This window comes from Inquilinus limosus (assembly GCF_002195995.1).
GTDB lineage: Bacteria > Pseudomonadota > Alphaproteobacteria > DSM-16000 > Inquilinaceae > Inquilinus > Inquilinus limosus_C.
In genome coordinates, this window is the sequence record NZ_NHON01000001.1 from 117,484 (window position 1) to 133,849 (window position 16,366).

8 protein-coding genes are annotated in these 16,366 nt (G+C 63.4%); 4 read left to right on the top strand and 4 right to left on the bottom strand.

Features of this window, described 5'->3' with window-relative positions; all coding sequences use genetic code 11:
- Nucleotides 1–85: 85 nt before the first annotated feature.
- A complete protein-coding gene (locus BWR60_RS00535) occupies nt 86–5,650 on the bottom strand; it encodes an AAA family ATPase (protein WP_343216332.1) in 5,565 nt (1,854 codons plus the stop codon).
- A gap of 251 nt (nt 5,651–5,901) precedes the next feature.
- Between BWR60_RS00535 and BWR60_RS00540 the strand changes: the two genes are divergently transcribed.
- The gene (locus tag BWR60_RS00540) at nt 5,902–6,282 is read left to right on the top strand and encodes a response regulator transcription factor (protein ID WP_088149055.1); all 381 of its coding nucleotides are present in this window, start codon (nt 5,902–5,904) and stop codon (nt 6,280–6,282) included.
- Between the two features lie 428 nt (nt 6,283–6,710).
- On the opposite strand, the gene BWR60_RS00545 is transcribed toward BWR60_RS00540, so the two are convergent.
- From BWR60_RS00545 to BWR60_RS00555, 3 genes are all read right to left on the bottom strand, one after another.
- Entirely contained in the window at nt 6,711–9,605 is a 2,895-nt protein-coding gene (locus BWR60_RS00545) for an ATP-binding protein (RefSeq protein WP_088149056.1), read from the bottom strand.
- 404 nt (nt 9,606–10,009) lie between these two features.
- Nucleotides 10,010–10,675, bottom strand: a complete 666-nt coding sequence (locus BWR60_RS00550; protein WP_088149057.1) for an HD domain-containing protein — start codon at nt 10,673–10,675, stop codon at nt 10,010–10,012.
- Between the two features lie 42 nt (nt 10,676–10,717).
- Nucleotides 10,718–12,160: a catalase gene (locus BWR60_RS00555; RefSeq protein WP_275542358.1), complete on the bottom strand. Its 1,443-nt coding sequence runs from the start codon at nt 12,158–12,160 to the stop codon at nt 10,718–10,720.
- A gap of 444 nt (nt 12,161–12,604) precedes the next feature.
- On the opposite strand from BWR60_RS00555, the gene BWR60_RS00560 reads away from it, so the two are divergent.
- From BWR60_RS00560 to BWR60_RS00570, 3 genes are all read left to right on the top strand, one after another.
- A complete protein-coding gene (locus BWR60_RS00560; RefSeq protein ID WP_343216333.1) occupies nt 12,605–13,741 on the top strand; it encodes an SDR family oxidoreductase in 1,137 nt (378 codons plus the stop codon).
- 91 nt (nt 13,742–13,832) lie between these two features.
- Nucleotides 13,833–14,579 (top strand): gluconate 2-dehydrogenase subunit 3 family protein, encoded by a 747-nt coding sequence (locus BWR60_RS00565; RefSeq protein ID WP_088149060.1) that lies wholly within the window; start codon nt 13,833–13,835, stop codon nt 14,577–14,579.
- 11 nt (nt 14,580–14,590) lie between these two features.
- Entirely contained in the window at nt 14,591–16,351 is a 1,761-nt protein-coding gene (locus BWR60_RS00570; protein ID WP_088149061.1) for a GMC family oxidoreductase, read from the top strand.
- Nucleotides 16,352–16,366 lie beyond the last annotated feature (15 nt).

Consider the following 16,366-nt stretch of genomic DNA (forward strand, 5'->3'; position numbering starts at 1 on the left):
ACGGGCCAGTGGCCCGCGATCCCCGGGCTGGCACCGAATTCTCGAGGCCCTCGGCCAGCTGATCGCTCCCACTACACCGTCCAGCTCACAACGCCTCTCCGTCACGAGCGCAGTTCTCTTCCCCTTGAGGCAGGGTGAACTGAAACACGGTGCCCCGAGGCTGGCTCGCTCCCACTCCCAGCCGCCCGCCATGCGCTTCGACAATCGACCGGCAGATCGAGAGCCCCATGCCCAGCCCGGCCGGCTTGGTAGTATAGAATGCCTCGAAGATTCGTGCATCGGTCCCAGGCTGGATACCGGGCCCGGAATCGCAAACGATCACGAGAATCTCCCCCGACCCGGTTCGCTTCGTGCTGATCTGCAGCTCCCTGGCGCCATCGCTGTCTCCGCTCATGACTTCGATGGCATTGATGATCAAATTGAGCATTACCTGCTGGAGCTGCACTCGATCTCCACGAATGAGCGGCAGCCCTTCGGCAAGATCGGCCTTGATTGTCACGGAGTTCTTCATCGCCTCGCTTCGGGTCAGCCCGATCACCTCCTGGATCGGATCATTGATCTCGAGCAAGTCCTGCCGCGGCGGTGCCTTCTTGATTAGGTCTCGAATTCGGCCGACGACCTCCCCGGCCCGCGTGCTGTCGCTAAGAATCTGATCGAGCGACTGCCGCAGTTCGCCGAGCTCCGGCGGTTCTCGCTCGAGCCAGTGCAGAGCCGCCTGCGCGCCGATAATCGTGGCTCCGATGGGTTGACTGACCTCATGCGCCATGGAACCGATCAGTTGCCCCATGGTGGCGACCCGGTTGGCGTGAGCCAGCTCATTCTGCACCTCGCGATAGCGCTGCTCGTTCTCGCGCGCCTGCGCTTCCGCTCGCTTGAGGTCGGTCAGGTCCAGGATGTAGGCGACGCCCTGCTGGAGATCTCCCTCAAACGCCGCCGCACCAATCAACACCGGCACCCGGGTGCCGTCCTTCCGGAAGAACTCCTTTTCGCGAGCCTGCATCCGTCCCGTCGTTCTGAGTTCTTCAGCCTCTTCGAGGACATGTGCTTCCTGCCATTCCGGGGGTGTCATGTCGAACCACCGCATTCCTGCGCTCAGATCGTCGCGCCCGTGCTGGACCATGCGGAGAAACGCATCGTTGGCGTCGATCAGCCGCCCGTCCAGATCCCAGATAACGATTCCGATGACATTGGAATCAACCAGCCGCCGGATCTTTGCCTCGCGCTCCTCGAGGTCGCGGTAAAGACGGGTGTTCTCGAGAGAGATCGCCGCCTGCGAGGCGAGCAGCTTCAGCACCGCGATCCGGGACGGAACGAAGACGCCAGGCGCCAGGTCGTTCTCGAGGAAGAGTACACCGATCAGCTTCGCCTGATTGAGCAACGGCAGGCAGAGAACCGAGCGCGTCTGTCGTTCGCGAATATAGGGATCCGAAGAGAATGGCGCCTGAGCGGAGGCATCGCTGAGAATAACGCTTTCCCCGGTACGCAGGGCGTAGTGAAGCACGGATTCGGGCAGCATACCGGCGTCCATGCTCTGGTCTCGCAGACGCACCACCACCAGAGCGTTGCTGGTGGTGGCTTCCGCGGCGATCCGCTGCTCGGCTCCGTGTGAAAGGATCAGCAGGCCTCGCTCCGCACCCGCCTGTTCAATGGCGGTGCGCATGAGCGTCTCGAGAAGCTTCTCCAGCACGATCTCGCCCGAAACGGCTTGCGAGACCTTGATCACCGTCGCGAGATCAAGGCGCTCGACGGGCGCCGCGATCGTGCTCATCGAAGCGGTTTCGGCCTCCACCGTTTGCAGGTGCGGGTGCATCGCATCGAGTTGTTGCACCTTGCCGCCAGCCCCCCAGCGGAGATAGCAGTGCCGAGCGTTTCGCAGATATGCGTCCGCCGTCATCTCAAAGCCACGCACAGTGTAGAAACGCGCGGCGAGTTCGCTGGCAATAGCCTCGTTATGAACAAAGTCGTTTTCGCGGGAAGACCGAATGGCCCTTTCATACAGATTCATGGCATCGAGGGCACGGTCCTCAATCCTGGCGATCTCCGCGCCGACCACAGCGGAGCGGTTCTCGAAATTCTCCGGACAGCTCTCCCCCCATTCCTGAAGCTGACCATGGTGGGCGATCAAAGCTTCCAGATGCCGGGCACGTTCGTCGTCGCCAGCCGTATCGCAGAGCGCTGCCCTCACCAAAGCAGCGTAATAATGATACTCCGCCGCCTCGAATGACGACGTCGAGGTCCAGAGAAGCGGCTGTGCATTTGATGCCGCCTCGAGGGCAAGAACATAGGAGCCGGCGAAATAGTGCCCCTGCAGTTTGCGGATCCAATACCAGCAACTGGCGATCGGATCGGGCTTCAGATGCAGCTCGAAACGTTCGTCGTCAAAATCGACATCTTTAAAGCGGCCGAAGTCAAGAGTCAGACCACGCAGCATGCGGATCAGCTGAAGCTGCGACGCCATGAGGTCAACAACGAAGCTATATTGAAACTCCCGCGCATAATTGAGGCCGATTTCCGCCTCTCGCTGTACACCGTCGAGAGGATCGCCGGCCGCGAGGAGATTCGTCACCAGATTGCAGCAGCTGTAGCCTGCGAACGTGACGTCCCCCGCCTCGTTTGCGACGTCGAAAGCTCGCCGCAGCATCGGCCGACCCGTCTGAACGTGCCGGGTCCAGGCATTCACATGGGCCCCGAAAAGCAGATAGGCCCGTGCCCTGAAGCGTTCGAGCCCTCGCGTATCAACGAGAGCCAATCCCAGCTTGGCGAAGCGGAAACCAGAGCGATAGTCCCCAAAATACGGTCCGAGAACCGTGCCGAGCCAAACATAGGCGGAACACGATCCATCGCTGTTGCCGTGCTCAAGACTGAGGTTCGCCATACGGCAAGCGACAAGGGAGAGCAGATTTTCGTCTTTCGGCAGGGCCGCTGGCGCGACCTGGAGCAGGACATCCATCGTTCCGCAGGCATCCGGATCGGTCATCCGTGGCAAGTCATGCAGCGTCTCGATCGGGCGATCGCCGAGCCGCTGACGGAGCCGCTCATACTCCTGCTGCACTTCTTCCCTGGCCGGGTGCGCCGACCAGTCGATGCCGACGTGCCGTAGATAATCGAGGCCGACCTCGACGGCACTGTCAATCCGGCCAAGGGTCACAAAGATTTCGCCCCGCAGCCGGGCGATGACAGCCAAATTTGACAGAGTAATGGCGTGCCGGCGCAATGCAGCAAGACTTTCGTCGGCTTTCGTCGGCGCGCCAGTCAGGAATTCGCATTCTGCGGAATGAAGCGCGAGCGCAAATGCTAGCTCTCCTCGCCTCTCCCACACGCCCTCCGGCAACAGCGCCACCCCGGCCATGAAATATTTGAGCGCCGAAAAGTAGGCCGCGGACGCCTTGGCACGCTTGCCCGCGATAAGATTGAACTCCGCCAACTGCTCCCGCTCTTCCGACGAGGCCATCAAGGCCTCGCCTCGGTTGAGCTGGTTGACGATGTCAAAGATCATCTCCTGCCGTTTCCTGGGAGGCGTGTTCGCCGCAAGCAGCCTGCCGATCCGGAGATGCTCCTCAACTTGTCGGGCCTCTGGGATCAAGGAATAGGCCGCCTCTTGAATGCGATCATGAGCAAACCGATAGCTCGCTGCCGTGCGTTCGATCAGTTGGAGACGAAGTGCTGGCCACAGCGTGGCATCAAGCCGTTCTGTTGCGAGCCCGAGCACCATTGAGAGCGTCGCAAGCTCCGCGACGTTTCCCAGGCAGGCCAGTTGCTGCAAAGCATTTCGTGCTTCGTCCGGCAGACGGGCGAGCCTCCCGACCATGAGATCGACAACATTGTCGGTATATCGCTGGGCTCGGATGAGTTCAGCGTCCCAGAACCAGCGCGCCTGCTCATGATCAAAAGTGAGCAAGGCTTCCTCGGCGAGCAGGGATAGGAATTGTATGACAAAAAACGGATTCCCGCCGGTTTTCTCATACACCAGCTCCGCGAGCTGTGAGACATCCTCCGTGTCATCTCGAAGGGCATCCGTGATCATCTGCTTGAGATGCTCACGGAGGAGAGGCGCCAACGCGATCTCCGCGATCTTTCCGCCGGCTGCCTTGATGGCCTCGAGCTTCCACATGAGCGGATGACTTGCAGCAACCTCGTTGCTGCGATAGGCCCCGACCAGCATGAGGTGCCTCACGTCGGACCGCGTCAGCATCTCCTCCAGCAGATCGAGCGTCGCAGCGTCGAGCCACTGCAGATCGTCGAGAAAGAGCACCAGTGGATGCTCGGGCCGCGCGAACACGCTGATGAAGCGCTGAAACACCAGATGGAAGCGGATCTGGGCCTGTTGAGGCGGAAGCTCAGGGGCGGGAGCCTGCTCCCCTATGATGAGCTTGAGCTCAGGGATGAGGTCAATCATCAGCCGGCCGTTCGGCCCCAGTGCCTCCAGCAACGCTTGGCGCCATCCCGCCAGTTCGGCGTCGTTCTTGCTGAGCAGCGGCCGGACCAGGCTCTGAAAGGCCTGAACCAGCGTCGCGTACGGAATATCGCGCTGATACTGGTCGAATTTTCCGGAGGCGAACAAGGCCCGCGGCGGTACCAAAGCCTTGTGCAACTCGTGAACCACCGACGATTTGCCGATGCCGGAGTACCCCGAGACCAGCAGCAGTTCCGACACACCGGACCGGACGACACGATTGAAGCAGTCGAGCAGGGTTCCGATCTCGTGCTCTCGCCCGTATAGCCTCTCGGGGATCAGCAGCCGATCCGGCGTGTCCTGCAGGCCCAATTGGAAATCATCGATACAGTGCCGCGCCTGCCATTCGGCCTGGCAGCGTCGCAGATCGCGCTCGACGCCGGCGGCGGTCTGATAACGCTCCTCCGGCATCTTGGCGAGCAGCCTCATGACAATCCCGGAGACGGGAGCGGGGACGCTCTGCGACCGTTCGCTCGGCGGCACCGGCTTCCTGGCAAGATGGCAATGCACCCATTCCATGGCATCCGACGCCGAAAAAGGCAGAACCCCCGTAAGCATCTGGTACAGAGTGACCCCCAGCGCATACAGATCGCTGCGCACGTCGACCGAGCGATTAGTCCAACCGGTCTGTTCAGGCGCGATGTAGGCGAGGGTACCGGCGATGGTCTCCGGCGGCTGCGGCGTTTGGCGTTCGCGGGACAATCGCGACGCAATGCCGAATCCTGTGAGACGGACAGACCCGTCGGCGCATCCTGCGATGATGTTGGCAGGCTTCAGATCCTTGTGGACAAGGCCTCTTTGGTGGACTTTGCCGACGGCCGCGGCAAGGCCGATCGCAAGACGCAGGAAGTTCTCTACCTCCAGAGGAGAGCCGAGCAGCCGGGCGAGCGGCTCACCGCCGGGATCCTCGAGCACCAATATGCTTCGATGCTGGCTGCGCTCCAGCGCGAACGGTCGTACCGCCCATGCCGAATCCAATTCGGCTCTCAGATCAAACTCGCGGGCAAGACGATCCAGGTCGTTGGACGATTGGGGGACCATGACCGGAAGCGCGACCAACACCGTACGCTGACTTCCGGCTGCACAGCTTCGCCCGCGGCAGAGCGCCCGGTCGCCATCCTCCCACAAGACCCGAAGCTCGCTGAGTGCGTGACCAGGCATTCGAAGAGGTCCATCTATCTCGGGCTCGGCCGACATGCTGGGTACTGCGGCATGCGTTGTTTCAAAAATTCAACCGAAGCTTAAACCATTACTCTCATCACCGCCACAGCGACACTCGCCACCATATCGGCAATAACCACAAGATTTACCGATTAAACCTTAGTATATTCGGCACGATACTCTGATATCATCAGCAAGCGCTTCTATTGGCCTTCAATTCAAAGGATTTTAGTCTGCTTGATATGCCACCCCTACTGGAGGCAGCTTGCGATCCGGAGACTTTGGCTATGGCTGAAATGCTATCCCTGATCGCCGTCGTGGACGATGACAGCTCGATGCGCGAGGCAATGAAGGGATTGATGAGAGCGGTTGGATTTTCTGTCGAAACGTTTACATCCGCAGAGAGCTTTCTTGAGTCTGCGGATCTCTTCCAGATCGCTTGCCTGGTTGCCGATGCAAATTTGCCAGGAATAAGCGGACTTGAGCTTCACCATCACCTCATGGCAAACGCCATCAACATCCCGACGATTATCATAACGGCATATCCGAGAGAAGATCTCAGGTCATCGTCTCAAGATTCTGGTGTTCTCGCCTATCTCGTGAAACCCTTGATACAAGACGATCTTTTATCATACGTGCGATCTGCACTGGACACTAAGACATCGTAATCTAAAAATCAGATCGGCGCCGATCGGGCAAGGTGTTATTTTATGGATAGATATATCTTCTCTGGCTGAGGATTTTTATAATTCGTTCATCATCCGACGTGGATTGAATGCTCTTTTCTTTCCACCACGACGATTCCCAGGGATCGCAAGCACCAACAACCGAGGCCGGGCGGCCAGCTTCCTGCATCTGCGCGGCCCGAAAGGGGCGGCAAGCGGGAGACCGTGCTGCTGCCTGTCTTGCGTTTGCCAGGCGACGACATGGCTCGCTCAAGGAAGCGACAAAGGCTGACCGCCGGATCCTCCCGCCGCCCGGACATGTCCGTCACGCTGATTTCTACCCGGTGTGACGCTCATCGCCGCATCTGGCTGCAGAACGGCAGAAATCCGCGTTCCTTATAACGGACACCGAAAGAGCGTCCCCGCAAGCCTCAGATCCGGCAGGCGACCCGGCGGACGGCAGGGTGGCTGGGAGCGGAGCAGGCCCGGCGGAGCTGATCCGCCTCCAGCAAATCCCCCATATCTCGCTTCCCGGTGAACCGGCAGAGAATACGCGCGAGCGCCTCCTCCGCTTCCGTCGTCCGGTCGTGCGCAATCCAGAAGCGGGCGAGTGATAGAGTCGCGCGCAACTCCCACCCCAACGCCTCATCCCGCTGTGCGCAGGCCACAGCCTTCCGGTAGCAGGCCTCGGCGTGGTGGTCTTGGTCACGCCCGGCCGCGAGCATGATGTCGGCCTGGGTGCGGAGCAGTTCCGGCAACATGTAGGTAGGCGCCTTGCCCTCGGCGCGGGAGACAAGCGCCGCGATCGTTTCGGCCGCCTCTTCGATCCCGCCGACGCGGGCGAGACCTTCGGCATAGGCTCGCAGCGTCGTCGTCAGAACGATGGTCTGCTGCTCCTCCCGCAAAGGTTCGAGGGTCTCTCTCAGCAAAGCAAGGCCTGGCTCGGTTTGCCCGCGGGCCAGAAGCAGCTCTCCCCTCAGCGCCCGTGCGCCGGTCAGATACGGGTTCAGCCTATGTCTGGTTGCAAGATCGGTGAGAGCGTCGACCAGGGTTTCCGCCCAGTCCAGATCCCGCAACCACAGGATGACCCGCGTGACGTAAAGGTAGGTCATGCAGAGCGTGACCGGGTGCTTCGGCTCGGTCGACATGTTGAGAGCTTCGTTGGCATAGCGGATCGCCTTGTCCGGCATTCCACGGAGCCATGCTGTCCACGTTCTCGTCACGACGGCCCGACGCCCGTGGTCGAAGCCGAAATAATGGATCTTACGGACGCCGAGGGCCCTGGCATGCCGGAAGCCCTGCTCGAGGATCTCCTGCCCCAGCCGCTGGTGGCCGATCAGGTGCTGGGTCGCTCCCAGCATCCATTCGGCGGCAACGATTTCGACGTTGTCATGCGATCCGTCGGCCGTGGCACTGAAGCGTTCCGCAGCCTCCAACGCTCCAACGAAATCCTCCCGGCGGGTGAGATAGAGATTCAGCCCGGCCAACAGGTGAAGCTGGGACTGTCTTTCGCCGAGTGCGACAGCGGTATCCAAGGCGCCGCGGATCACATCGCCCACGCTCTCATCGTTCCCGGACGTGTACATCATCGACAGCGCAAGGGCTTCCCGCAGCTTGAGGCCGAGGGCCGAGACCCGGTCCGATTCGGTGAGATGAGCCAGCGCTGCCCCGCACCATCTCAGACATTCATCGAGCATCGAGAGGTCCAGGAACATCGTGGACGCCTGTGCGGCAAGGATGACGCCAAGCCCAGACTCCCCCACCGGGGAGAAACACCACTCCAACGCCGCACGGACGTCTCCTGTCAGCGGTCCATAGGCGCTGCGGCCTCGGGCCGGCTCGGTTCCTCGCGGCGGCTCCCGCCGCTGCAGGTCTTCGGCGCAGAACACTGCGTGACGCCTCGCGACTGTCGGCCCTTCGTCGCCTTCCGCCAGCTTCAGCTCCGCATAGAATCGCGTGACATCCAGCAGCCGGAAGGAATGCGCCCCGCCGCCGACGCGGATCGCGACGAGCGACTTGTCGACCAAGCTCTCGACCGCCCGGGCGACCATCCACGAATCGTTGGCATTGTCCTGCGCGACGGCCTGGGCGGCCCGCATCGTGAACGACCCGGCGAAAATCGAAAGACGTGACAGCACCCGTCGCTCGATCGCCGTCAACAGTTGGAAACTCCAGTCGAGAGTGGCCTCCAACGTTCGATGCCGCAGTTCGGCCCGGCGACCCGGCCAGCCGAGAATGGCCCGACCGCCGAGCGCCGCCAGCAAGCCGGTGAAGCCATAGGTGATCAATCGGCTTCCGGCGAGCTCGAGGGCCAGGGGATTGCCGTCCACTTGCCGGCAGATCTGCGCGACCTTGGGCGCATCGCAGTCCTGGAGCTCCGCGATATACCCGCTGGAGGCGGCGCGCTGCATGAACAGTTGCACCGACGGGACGGAGAGCGCCTCACAGGCGGTGAGATCCGGCGCATCGGAAGCGAGCTGCAGCGGATCCAGAAGGTGGACAGTCTCACCCTCGGCCCTTAGAGGCTCCCGGCTGGTGGCCATGATGTGGAGCCGCGGCGTCCGCTGGAACAGCTCGGCGGCGAGCGCCGAGGCAGTCTCGATCACATGCTCGCAGCAATCCAAGATCAACAGCACATAGCGGTCGGCAACGAAGGACGCGAGCCCGACTACGGGATCACCGGACCGCACCGAATAGCCCAACGCCGCTGCTACCTCGGATATCACCAGATCCGCGGTCTTGATCGCCCCCAGATCGACGTAGCAGACATCGCATGCGAACTCGTCGGCGACGATGTGCCCGAGTTCGATCGCCAGCGTGGTCTTCCCGATGCCACCGGGCCCGACGATCGTGACAAAGCGCTTCGCCCTCAGCAGGCCGGGCAGCGAGGCCAGGCAGGTCCGTCGGCCGACTAGCCTCTGCAGGCGCCCCGGCAGGCTCCAGGACCTGGGGAGCGCGGCGTTCGGGCGCGCCGGTGGCGGGGCGACCGAATGCTCGACCGGCACCACGAAGGAATAGCCTCGACCCCGGATGTTGGTAATGTAGGTCGGCTGCCCCGCTTCCTGCCCCAGGGCGGCGCGAAGATGCGACATCTGCGTTCGGAGGTTTGCTTCCTCAACGACGACATCCGGCCAGACATGCTCCAGGATCTCCCGTCCGGACACGACTTGGCCGCGCCTGCGAACAAGAAGCTCCAGCATCTCGAAGGCACGGCTTCCCAGACCGACGCTCCGGTCACCCTCAAGGAGTTTCCGCTTCGACGGGATCAGCCGATATGGACCAAAGAGAAACGCCTCTCCCTCATCGTCGTTTTCCAGAATGCTCATCCCACTGCGTCCCGATACTGAGGTTCTCGACTTCCTCACGCACTGTTCATTGTCGCCTCTCCACTGATGTGGTTCGCGATCGGCATCCAGACGATCTCGACCCGATCAGCGCCTGGGTGTTGCAGCATGGCTGCAGATGGGTGGTTCCGGAGAGGAACGATTGCGTTTGGTGGCTCGTGACCGCCGTGGCAAGGAGCCCATCCTGCCCGTGGCCAGTTCCTGGCGACATCCGGACCGCAATCGCGACAGCAATCGCGGAAAATGATCGGTCAGACGACCGAACATTGGAAACGGCATTTTTGCAAAATTAGATTGAACGCGCTGCACGATCGAACGGCGGCTGGGCAGCGGCCTCGACCGTGCCCAGCCCACCTTCACCGGAGATGACGGCGCGGGCCGTGCGCCTAGTGGTGATGCGCCTCGCCGTGTGGCCAGCCCTTCCATCGGGATTGACGGATCACGCTGCAGAAGTTGCCGCGGTGGAAATGCACGTCCTTGTCGGCGAGTACGTCGGCATTGACGTTGCCGAAGGTCGTGTCCGGCTTGTGCTTGTTCCCCTCGTAGAAGGCCTGGATGATGTCCTCCCTGAAGTCCGGTGTCCGTGGATGCGCGTGTACCACCGCCTCGCGCTGGGTGTCCGGGAACTGTTCGTAGGCGATGCCCAGGACATCCATCTCGACCCCAGCGGTGACCAGGGCGACGACCGGATGCATGTGCACGGGGATGCCGGGCGTCGTGTGCAGCGCGATGGCAGTCCAGACAAGGTCGACATCGCTCGGAGCGATGCCCCGCCCCTTCAGGAAGTCACGGGCTGCGTTGGCGCCATCGACCTCGAAGCGCTCGTCCCGGCTGCTGTGCTGTGCCGTAAGCCCCATGTCGTGGAACATCGCGCCGGCATAGAGAAGCTCACGATCGAAGTTGAGACCGCGCCGAAGTCCCGTGAGCGCGCCGAAATAGTAGACCCGGCTGGAGTGGTGGAACAGAAGCTCCGGCTCGATGTCGCGCACGAGCTGGGTGATATCGCGGCACAGCCTGCTGTCCGGGATGCCGATTCCGTCAATCGTGGTCATGGGATGCCTCCGTGGGTCTGAAATGAACCGTCCCGTTGCCGCTCATTCGCCGGCGCGACGGAACGGCAGGCCGAGCGCGGCGGCGATGCCCGCGCCGTAGGCCGGGTCGGCCTTGCCGCAATTGGCGATGTGGCGTTCCTTCACCTCGACGCGGGCATTGCCCATCGCCCGCGCCGTGTTCTCGAACAGCAGCTGCTGCTGGGTCGGGGTCATCTTCCGGAACAGATTGCCGGGCTGCTCGTAGTGGTCGTCGTCGACGCGATGGTCCCAGTATGTCGCGTCGCCCTCCAGCGGCAGCGGCGGTTCGATCAGCGCCTCGTTGCGATCGATCCACGCTCCCTTGCTGTTGGGCCAGTAGTTCGGGGTGGCGCCGAGATTGCCATCGGTCCGCATCTGGCCGTCCCGGTGATAGCTGTGGAACGGGCACTTCGGGGCGTTCACCGGGATATGGTTGAAATTGACGCCGAGCCTGTAGCGCTGCGTGTCGCCGTAGGAGAACAGCCGGCCCTGCAGCATCTTGTCCGGCGAGAAGCCGATGCCAGGCACCACATTGGCCGGCGAGAAAGCGGCCTGCTCGACCTCGGCGAAATAGTTGTCCGGATAGCGGTTCAGCTCCACCACCCCGGCCTCGATCAGCGGATACTCCGCCTTGGGCCAGACCTTGGTCAGGTCGAACGGGTTGAAGCGGAAGCTTTTCGCCTGCGCCTCGGTCATGACCTGGATGAACAGCGTCCAGCGCGGAAAATCGCCGCGCTCGATGCTGTCGAGGAGATCCCGGCCGTGGCTCTCTCGGTCGCCGGCGACGACCGCTTCCGCCTCCCCGTCCGTCAGGTTCCGGATCCCCTGCTGGGTGCGGAAATGGAACTTCACCCAAACCCGCTCATTGTCGGCGTTGATCATCGAGAAGGTGTGGCTGCCGAACCCGTGCATGTGCCGGAAGCTGCTCGGGATGCCACGGTCCGACATGACGATGGTGACCTGGTGCAGCGCCTCGGGCAGCAGGGACCAGAAGTCCCAGTTGTTGTCGGCGGAGCGCAGCCCGGTGCGCGGGTCACGCTTGATGGCATGATTCAGGTCCGAGAAGCGGAGCGGGTCGCGGAAAAAGAACACCGGGGTGTTGTTGCCGACGACATCCCAGTTGCCGTCCTCCGTGTAGAATTTCAGCGCGAAGCCGCGGATATCGCGCTCGGCATCGGCAGCACCGCGTTCTCCGGCAACGGTCGAGAAGCGGGCGAACATCGGTGTCTGCTTGCCGACTTCAGAGAAGATCTTCGCCTTGGTGTAGCGGGTGATGTCATGCGTCACGGTGAAGGTGCCGTGCGCCCCCCAACCCTTGGCGTGCATGCGCCGCTCCGGGATCACCTCCCGGTCGAAATGGGCCAGCTTCTCGATCAACCAGATGTCCTGCAGTAGGGCGGGGCCGCGCGGACCGGCCGTCTGGATGTTGGTGTTGTCGACCACCGGCGTGCCGGTGGCATGTGTCATGGGCGGAATGCGGTCAGCCATAACTACCTCGTGTGGTGGGGCCGCGGCGGAGACCGGACCTAGCGCCGGGCTCCGCCGCGCATAGGCGGGCACTGCCGGGCCGGCCGGCGGGGTGTGGCGGGATCGCCGTCACGACCGTGCCCGATACGGTCGCTCCCAACATGTCAATTCCGGCAAAAATTGTTAACTGGCGGCCCCGCGGCGGTTGGGCTCGCTTTTTGGCCCTGGCCTCCGCGCGTCGCAGGCCTCGGTGGCCGGGAGGGGCGTCTGCGCTCTTTAACACATCGCTGCACTATGCAACGCGAGCGGGCGCCACTCTCGGGCTAGCCTCCTGTCTCGGCGATGACGCCACGCCGATGCGCCCCTCTTCTCCTCCCGGCCGGCAAAGGCCCAGGCGGATCGAGACACCGAGCTGATCAACGCGAGGCAGAGATGACAGGCCCTTTGTCGCCCTTCGACGACAGGCACCGCGATATCCATGGACTTCGAAACGGGGACGTTCTCGATCCCGTATGGATGCACGAGCCGGGTTCGTCCTTCATCGAGAGAATGCTGACCGCCGGCGGCGATCGGTTGGCCGTCAAGCTGTCCTGCGAATTGCGCGACGAAAGCGGTACCTGGTTCACGGCATCCTGGTTCCGGCCTCCCGCCAGCGGGGCGCTGGCATGCCACCGGCAGCTCTTGGGTCGCCTCGGGGTCGAGGCCGTCGGCGAGCCTGCCGGCCCGATCGGTGAGCCACTCGGGATCACCGCTGCCGCGCCGAGCCAGGACAACTATCCGGCCCCACTCCACGGCACGTCGCGGAAGGCCATCCTGCCGGCCAAAGCGAATGCCGGTGCAGCGGATCCCGCGCCGCGGAGATCGGCGATCGTCACCGGCGGCTCGCGCGGCATTGGAGCCGCAATTGTAAAACGGCTTGTGCAGGATGGTTTCGCCGTCGCCATCAACTATGTCCGCTACGCCGAAGGCGCCCGTGACCTGGCGGCCGCGATCACCGACGCCGGAGGCCGGGTCATCGCGGTGCAGGCGGATGTCAGCGACCCGATGGCGGTCACCGAGCTGTTCGATGCCGCGAGATCCGCTTTCGGAGGGGTGGATGTCCTGGTCAACAACGCCGGCATCATGAAGACGGCCTCCGTCGCGACCAGCGACGACGCGCTGATCGACAGCCAGATCGCGGTCAACCTGAAGGGGACCTTCAACACGCTGCGTGAGGCGACCCGGATGCTGCGTGACAACGGCCGGATCATCAACGTCTCGTCGAGCGCCGTCGGCCTGTTCCAGCCCAACCATGCGGTCTATGCCGCCACCAAGGCGGGGGTCGAAGCGATCACCCGCGTCCTGAGCAAGGAGCTTCGAGGCCGCAGCATCACCGTGAACGCTGTGGCCCCCGGCCCCACCGCGACGCCTCTGTTCCTGGACGGGAAGCCGCAGGAGGTGGTCGACCGGCTGGCGAGTATCCCACCGCTGGAGCGGCTGGGCACGCCCTTCGACATCGCGGCGGCCGTCGCCTTCCTGGCGGGGCCGGATGGCGGCTGGATCAACGGGCAGGTCCTGCGTGCCAACGGGGGCGTGATCTGACGCCCAGAAGACGGAGCGGAGCAAATCCGTTCTTCCCCAGCCCAGCGGACGGGATCGCCAGCCGCGATCATCAAGAAAGCAAGGAACGCTCATGGTACAGTTCACGCGTCGCAGCATCCTAGCCGCAACGGGCGCCGCACCTCTGGCCCCGCGCCTCTTCCTCGGTGGCACAGCAGCCGCCGCATTGTTGGGAAGGCCGCAGCCATCCTCGGCCCAGCCCGTGGGCGACGCCGCGCTGCCGCCGCCGGCCGCCGGCTATCTCAGCCTCGGACCCGACGAGGCCGGATTCGTCGAGGCCCTTGTCGATGTGATGTGTCCGGCCGACGGGCTGACGCCGTCCGGCGTCGACTGCGGCCTTGCCGTCTTCATCGACCGGCAGCTCGCTGGCGGCTTCGGCAAAGGCGACCGCCTGTACATGCGCGGTCCGTGGCAGCAGGGGAAGCCGCAGCTCGGCTACCAGCTGCCGCTGACGCCCGAGCAGTTCTTCAAGGTCGGGATCGCCGCGGCTGACGCCGCCTGCCGGCAGCGGTTCGGCAAGGGGTTCGGCGAGCTTGCCGAGGCCGAGGCCGAGGCCGACGGCTTTCTCCACGACGTGGCCGGCGGCAAGGTGACGGATGAGCGCGTGCCGCTCGCCTCCTGGTTCAACGAGTTGGTCTACCCGTTGTTCATCCAGGCCTGCTTCGCCGACCCCATCTATGGAGGCAACGCCGGCAAGGTGTTCTGGAAGATGATCGGCTATCCCGGCCTGCCGGCCACCCACGCCCAGGACATGATCGACTTCCGCGGCAAGCCCTATCCCGGCGCCGCCGAGCCCATGTCCATCGCCGATTTCAGCTGAGGGAGAGTGCCATGGCTACGCGCTTGAAACGCCGTACTGTCGTCTTCGTCGGCGGCGGGCTCACCGCCGCCCTGGCCGCCCGGCAGTTGACCGCCAGGGGCATCGATGCCCTGGTACTGGAGCGGGGCGCCGACCGCAGCCAGGCCGCAGAGGCGAAGCTGCCGACCCAGCGCGACGAGCTGCGCTGGGGCGTGCATGGCGGTCTGTTCCAGGACTGGGCCATCCAGACCTACTCGCTGCGCCATGCGACCGACGAGACCGCGCTGCCGATCCGGCGCCCGGAAGCCTTCCTCCCCGGTGAGGGCATGGGCGGCGCGGCCAATCATTGGAACGGCCAGACTTGGCGCTGGGCGGAATATGATCCGGTCCTGCGGACTCGCCTTGAGGATCGCTACGGCAAGAAGGCGATCCCCGCCGAGATGGCGATCCAGGATTGGGGCGTCACCTATGCCGAGCTGGAGCCCTATCATGACCTCTTCGAGAAGCTGTTTGGGATTTCCGGCAAGGCCGGCAACCTGCGCGGCAAGATTCAAGACGGCGGGAACCCCTTCGAAGCGCCGCGCCAGAACGAGTACCCGCAAAGGCCGTTGCCCATCACCGAAGCGGGGCTGATCTTCAGCGAGGCGGCGGAGAAGCTTGGCCACCGGCCTTTTCCAATGGCCGCCGCAAACTCGCCGGAGGCCTACACCAATCCCGATGGCATGCAGCTCGGCCAATGCCAGTTCTGCGGGCACTGCGAGCGATTCATCTGCGAGGCCAACGCCAAGGGCAGCCCTGAAGTGCTGCTCTACCCGATGCTGCTGCAGCGGCCGAACTTCGAGCTACGCCTGCGCACCCATGTCCTGGGCGTCGACTACGACCACCAGGCCAGGCGGGTCACCGGCGTGCGCTATCTCGACCTCGTCACTGGCCAGGAATTTGAGCAGCCGGCCGACATCGTGGTGCTGTCGTCCTTCACCATGTCGAACACCAAGTTCCTGCTGATGGCTGGGATCGGCACGCCCTACGACCCCAAGACCGGCCACGGTGTCGTCGGCAGGAACTTCTGCCACCAGACGATGTTCGGCACGAACGTCTACTTCAAGAATCGGTGGACCAATCCGTTCCTGGCCTCCGGCGCCTCGCAGACAGTGATCGACGAATTCAATGGCGACAATTTCGATCACAGCGGGCTCGGATTTCTCGGCGGCGGCTACATCTATGCCAACGTGACCAATGGGCGCCCCATCGCCACCCACCCGGTGCCGCCCGGCACACCGCCCTGGGGCTCGAAGTGGAAGCAGGCGACCGCCGACTGGTATGCGCACAGCTTCAACATCTACGTCCATGGCAGTTGGTATCCGCACCGGGACAACTATCTCGACCTCGACCCGACCTATGTCGACGCCTATGGTCAGCCGTTGCTGCGCCTGACCTTCGACGTCCGGGACAATGAGCGTCGGATGTCCGAGCATCTGGCAGGCAAGGTCAACGAGATCGCACGGGCGACGGGCGCCGACATCGCGCCGCCCAGCGCGCCGCGCCAAGCCCCCTACGATTCCCGTGTCTATCAGACCACGCACGTGACCGGCGGCACAATCATGGGGAGCGATCCTCGGACGAGCGTCGTGTCACCCCACCTGCAGCATTGGGATGCAGAGAACCTCTTCGTGGTCGGGGCGTCCACCTACCCGTTCAACGCCGGATACAACCCGACCGGGCCGCTGGGCGCGATGGCGCTCAAGCTCGGCGACGACCTCGGCGACTACATCAAGCGTCCTCGGCAGCTTTGATCGCAACGGTTTCGG

What these genes read in the sequence shown, in the direction of transcription:
- BWR60_RS00535 (WP_343216332.1), bottom strand. Translation starts at nt 5,650, where the DNA reads ATGTCGGCCGAGCCCGAGATAGATGGACCTCTTCGAATGCCTGGTCAC.
- BWR60_RS00540 (WP_088149055.1), top strand. Translation starts at nt 5,902, where the DNA reads ATGGCTGAAATGCTATCCCTGATCGCCGTCGTGGACGATGACAGCTCG.
- BWR60_RS00545 (WP_088149056.1), bottom strand. Translation starts at nt 9,605, where the DNA reads ATGAGCATTCTGGAAAACGACGATGAGGGAGAGGCGTTTCTCTTTGGT.
- BWR60_RS00550 (WP_088149057.1), bottom strand. Translation starts at nt 10,675, where the DNA reads ATGACCACGATTGACGGAATCGGCATCCCGGACAGCAGGCTGTGCCGC.
- BWR60_RS00555 (WP_275542358.1), bottom strand. Translation starts at nt 12,160, where the DNA reads ATGACACATGCCACCGGCACGCCGGTGGTCGACAACACCAACATCCAG.
- BWR60_RS00565 (WP_088149060.1), top strand. Translation starts at nt 13,833, where the DNA reads ATGGTACAGTTCACGCGTCGCAGCATCCTAGCCGCAACGGGCGCCGCA.
- BWR60_RS00570 (WP_088149061.1), top strand. Translation starts at nt 14,591, where the DNA reads ATGGCTACGCGCTTGAAACGCCGTACTGTCGTCTTCGTCGGCGGCGGG.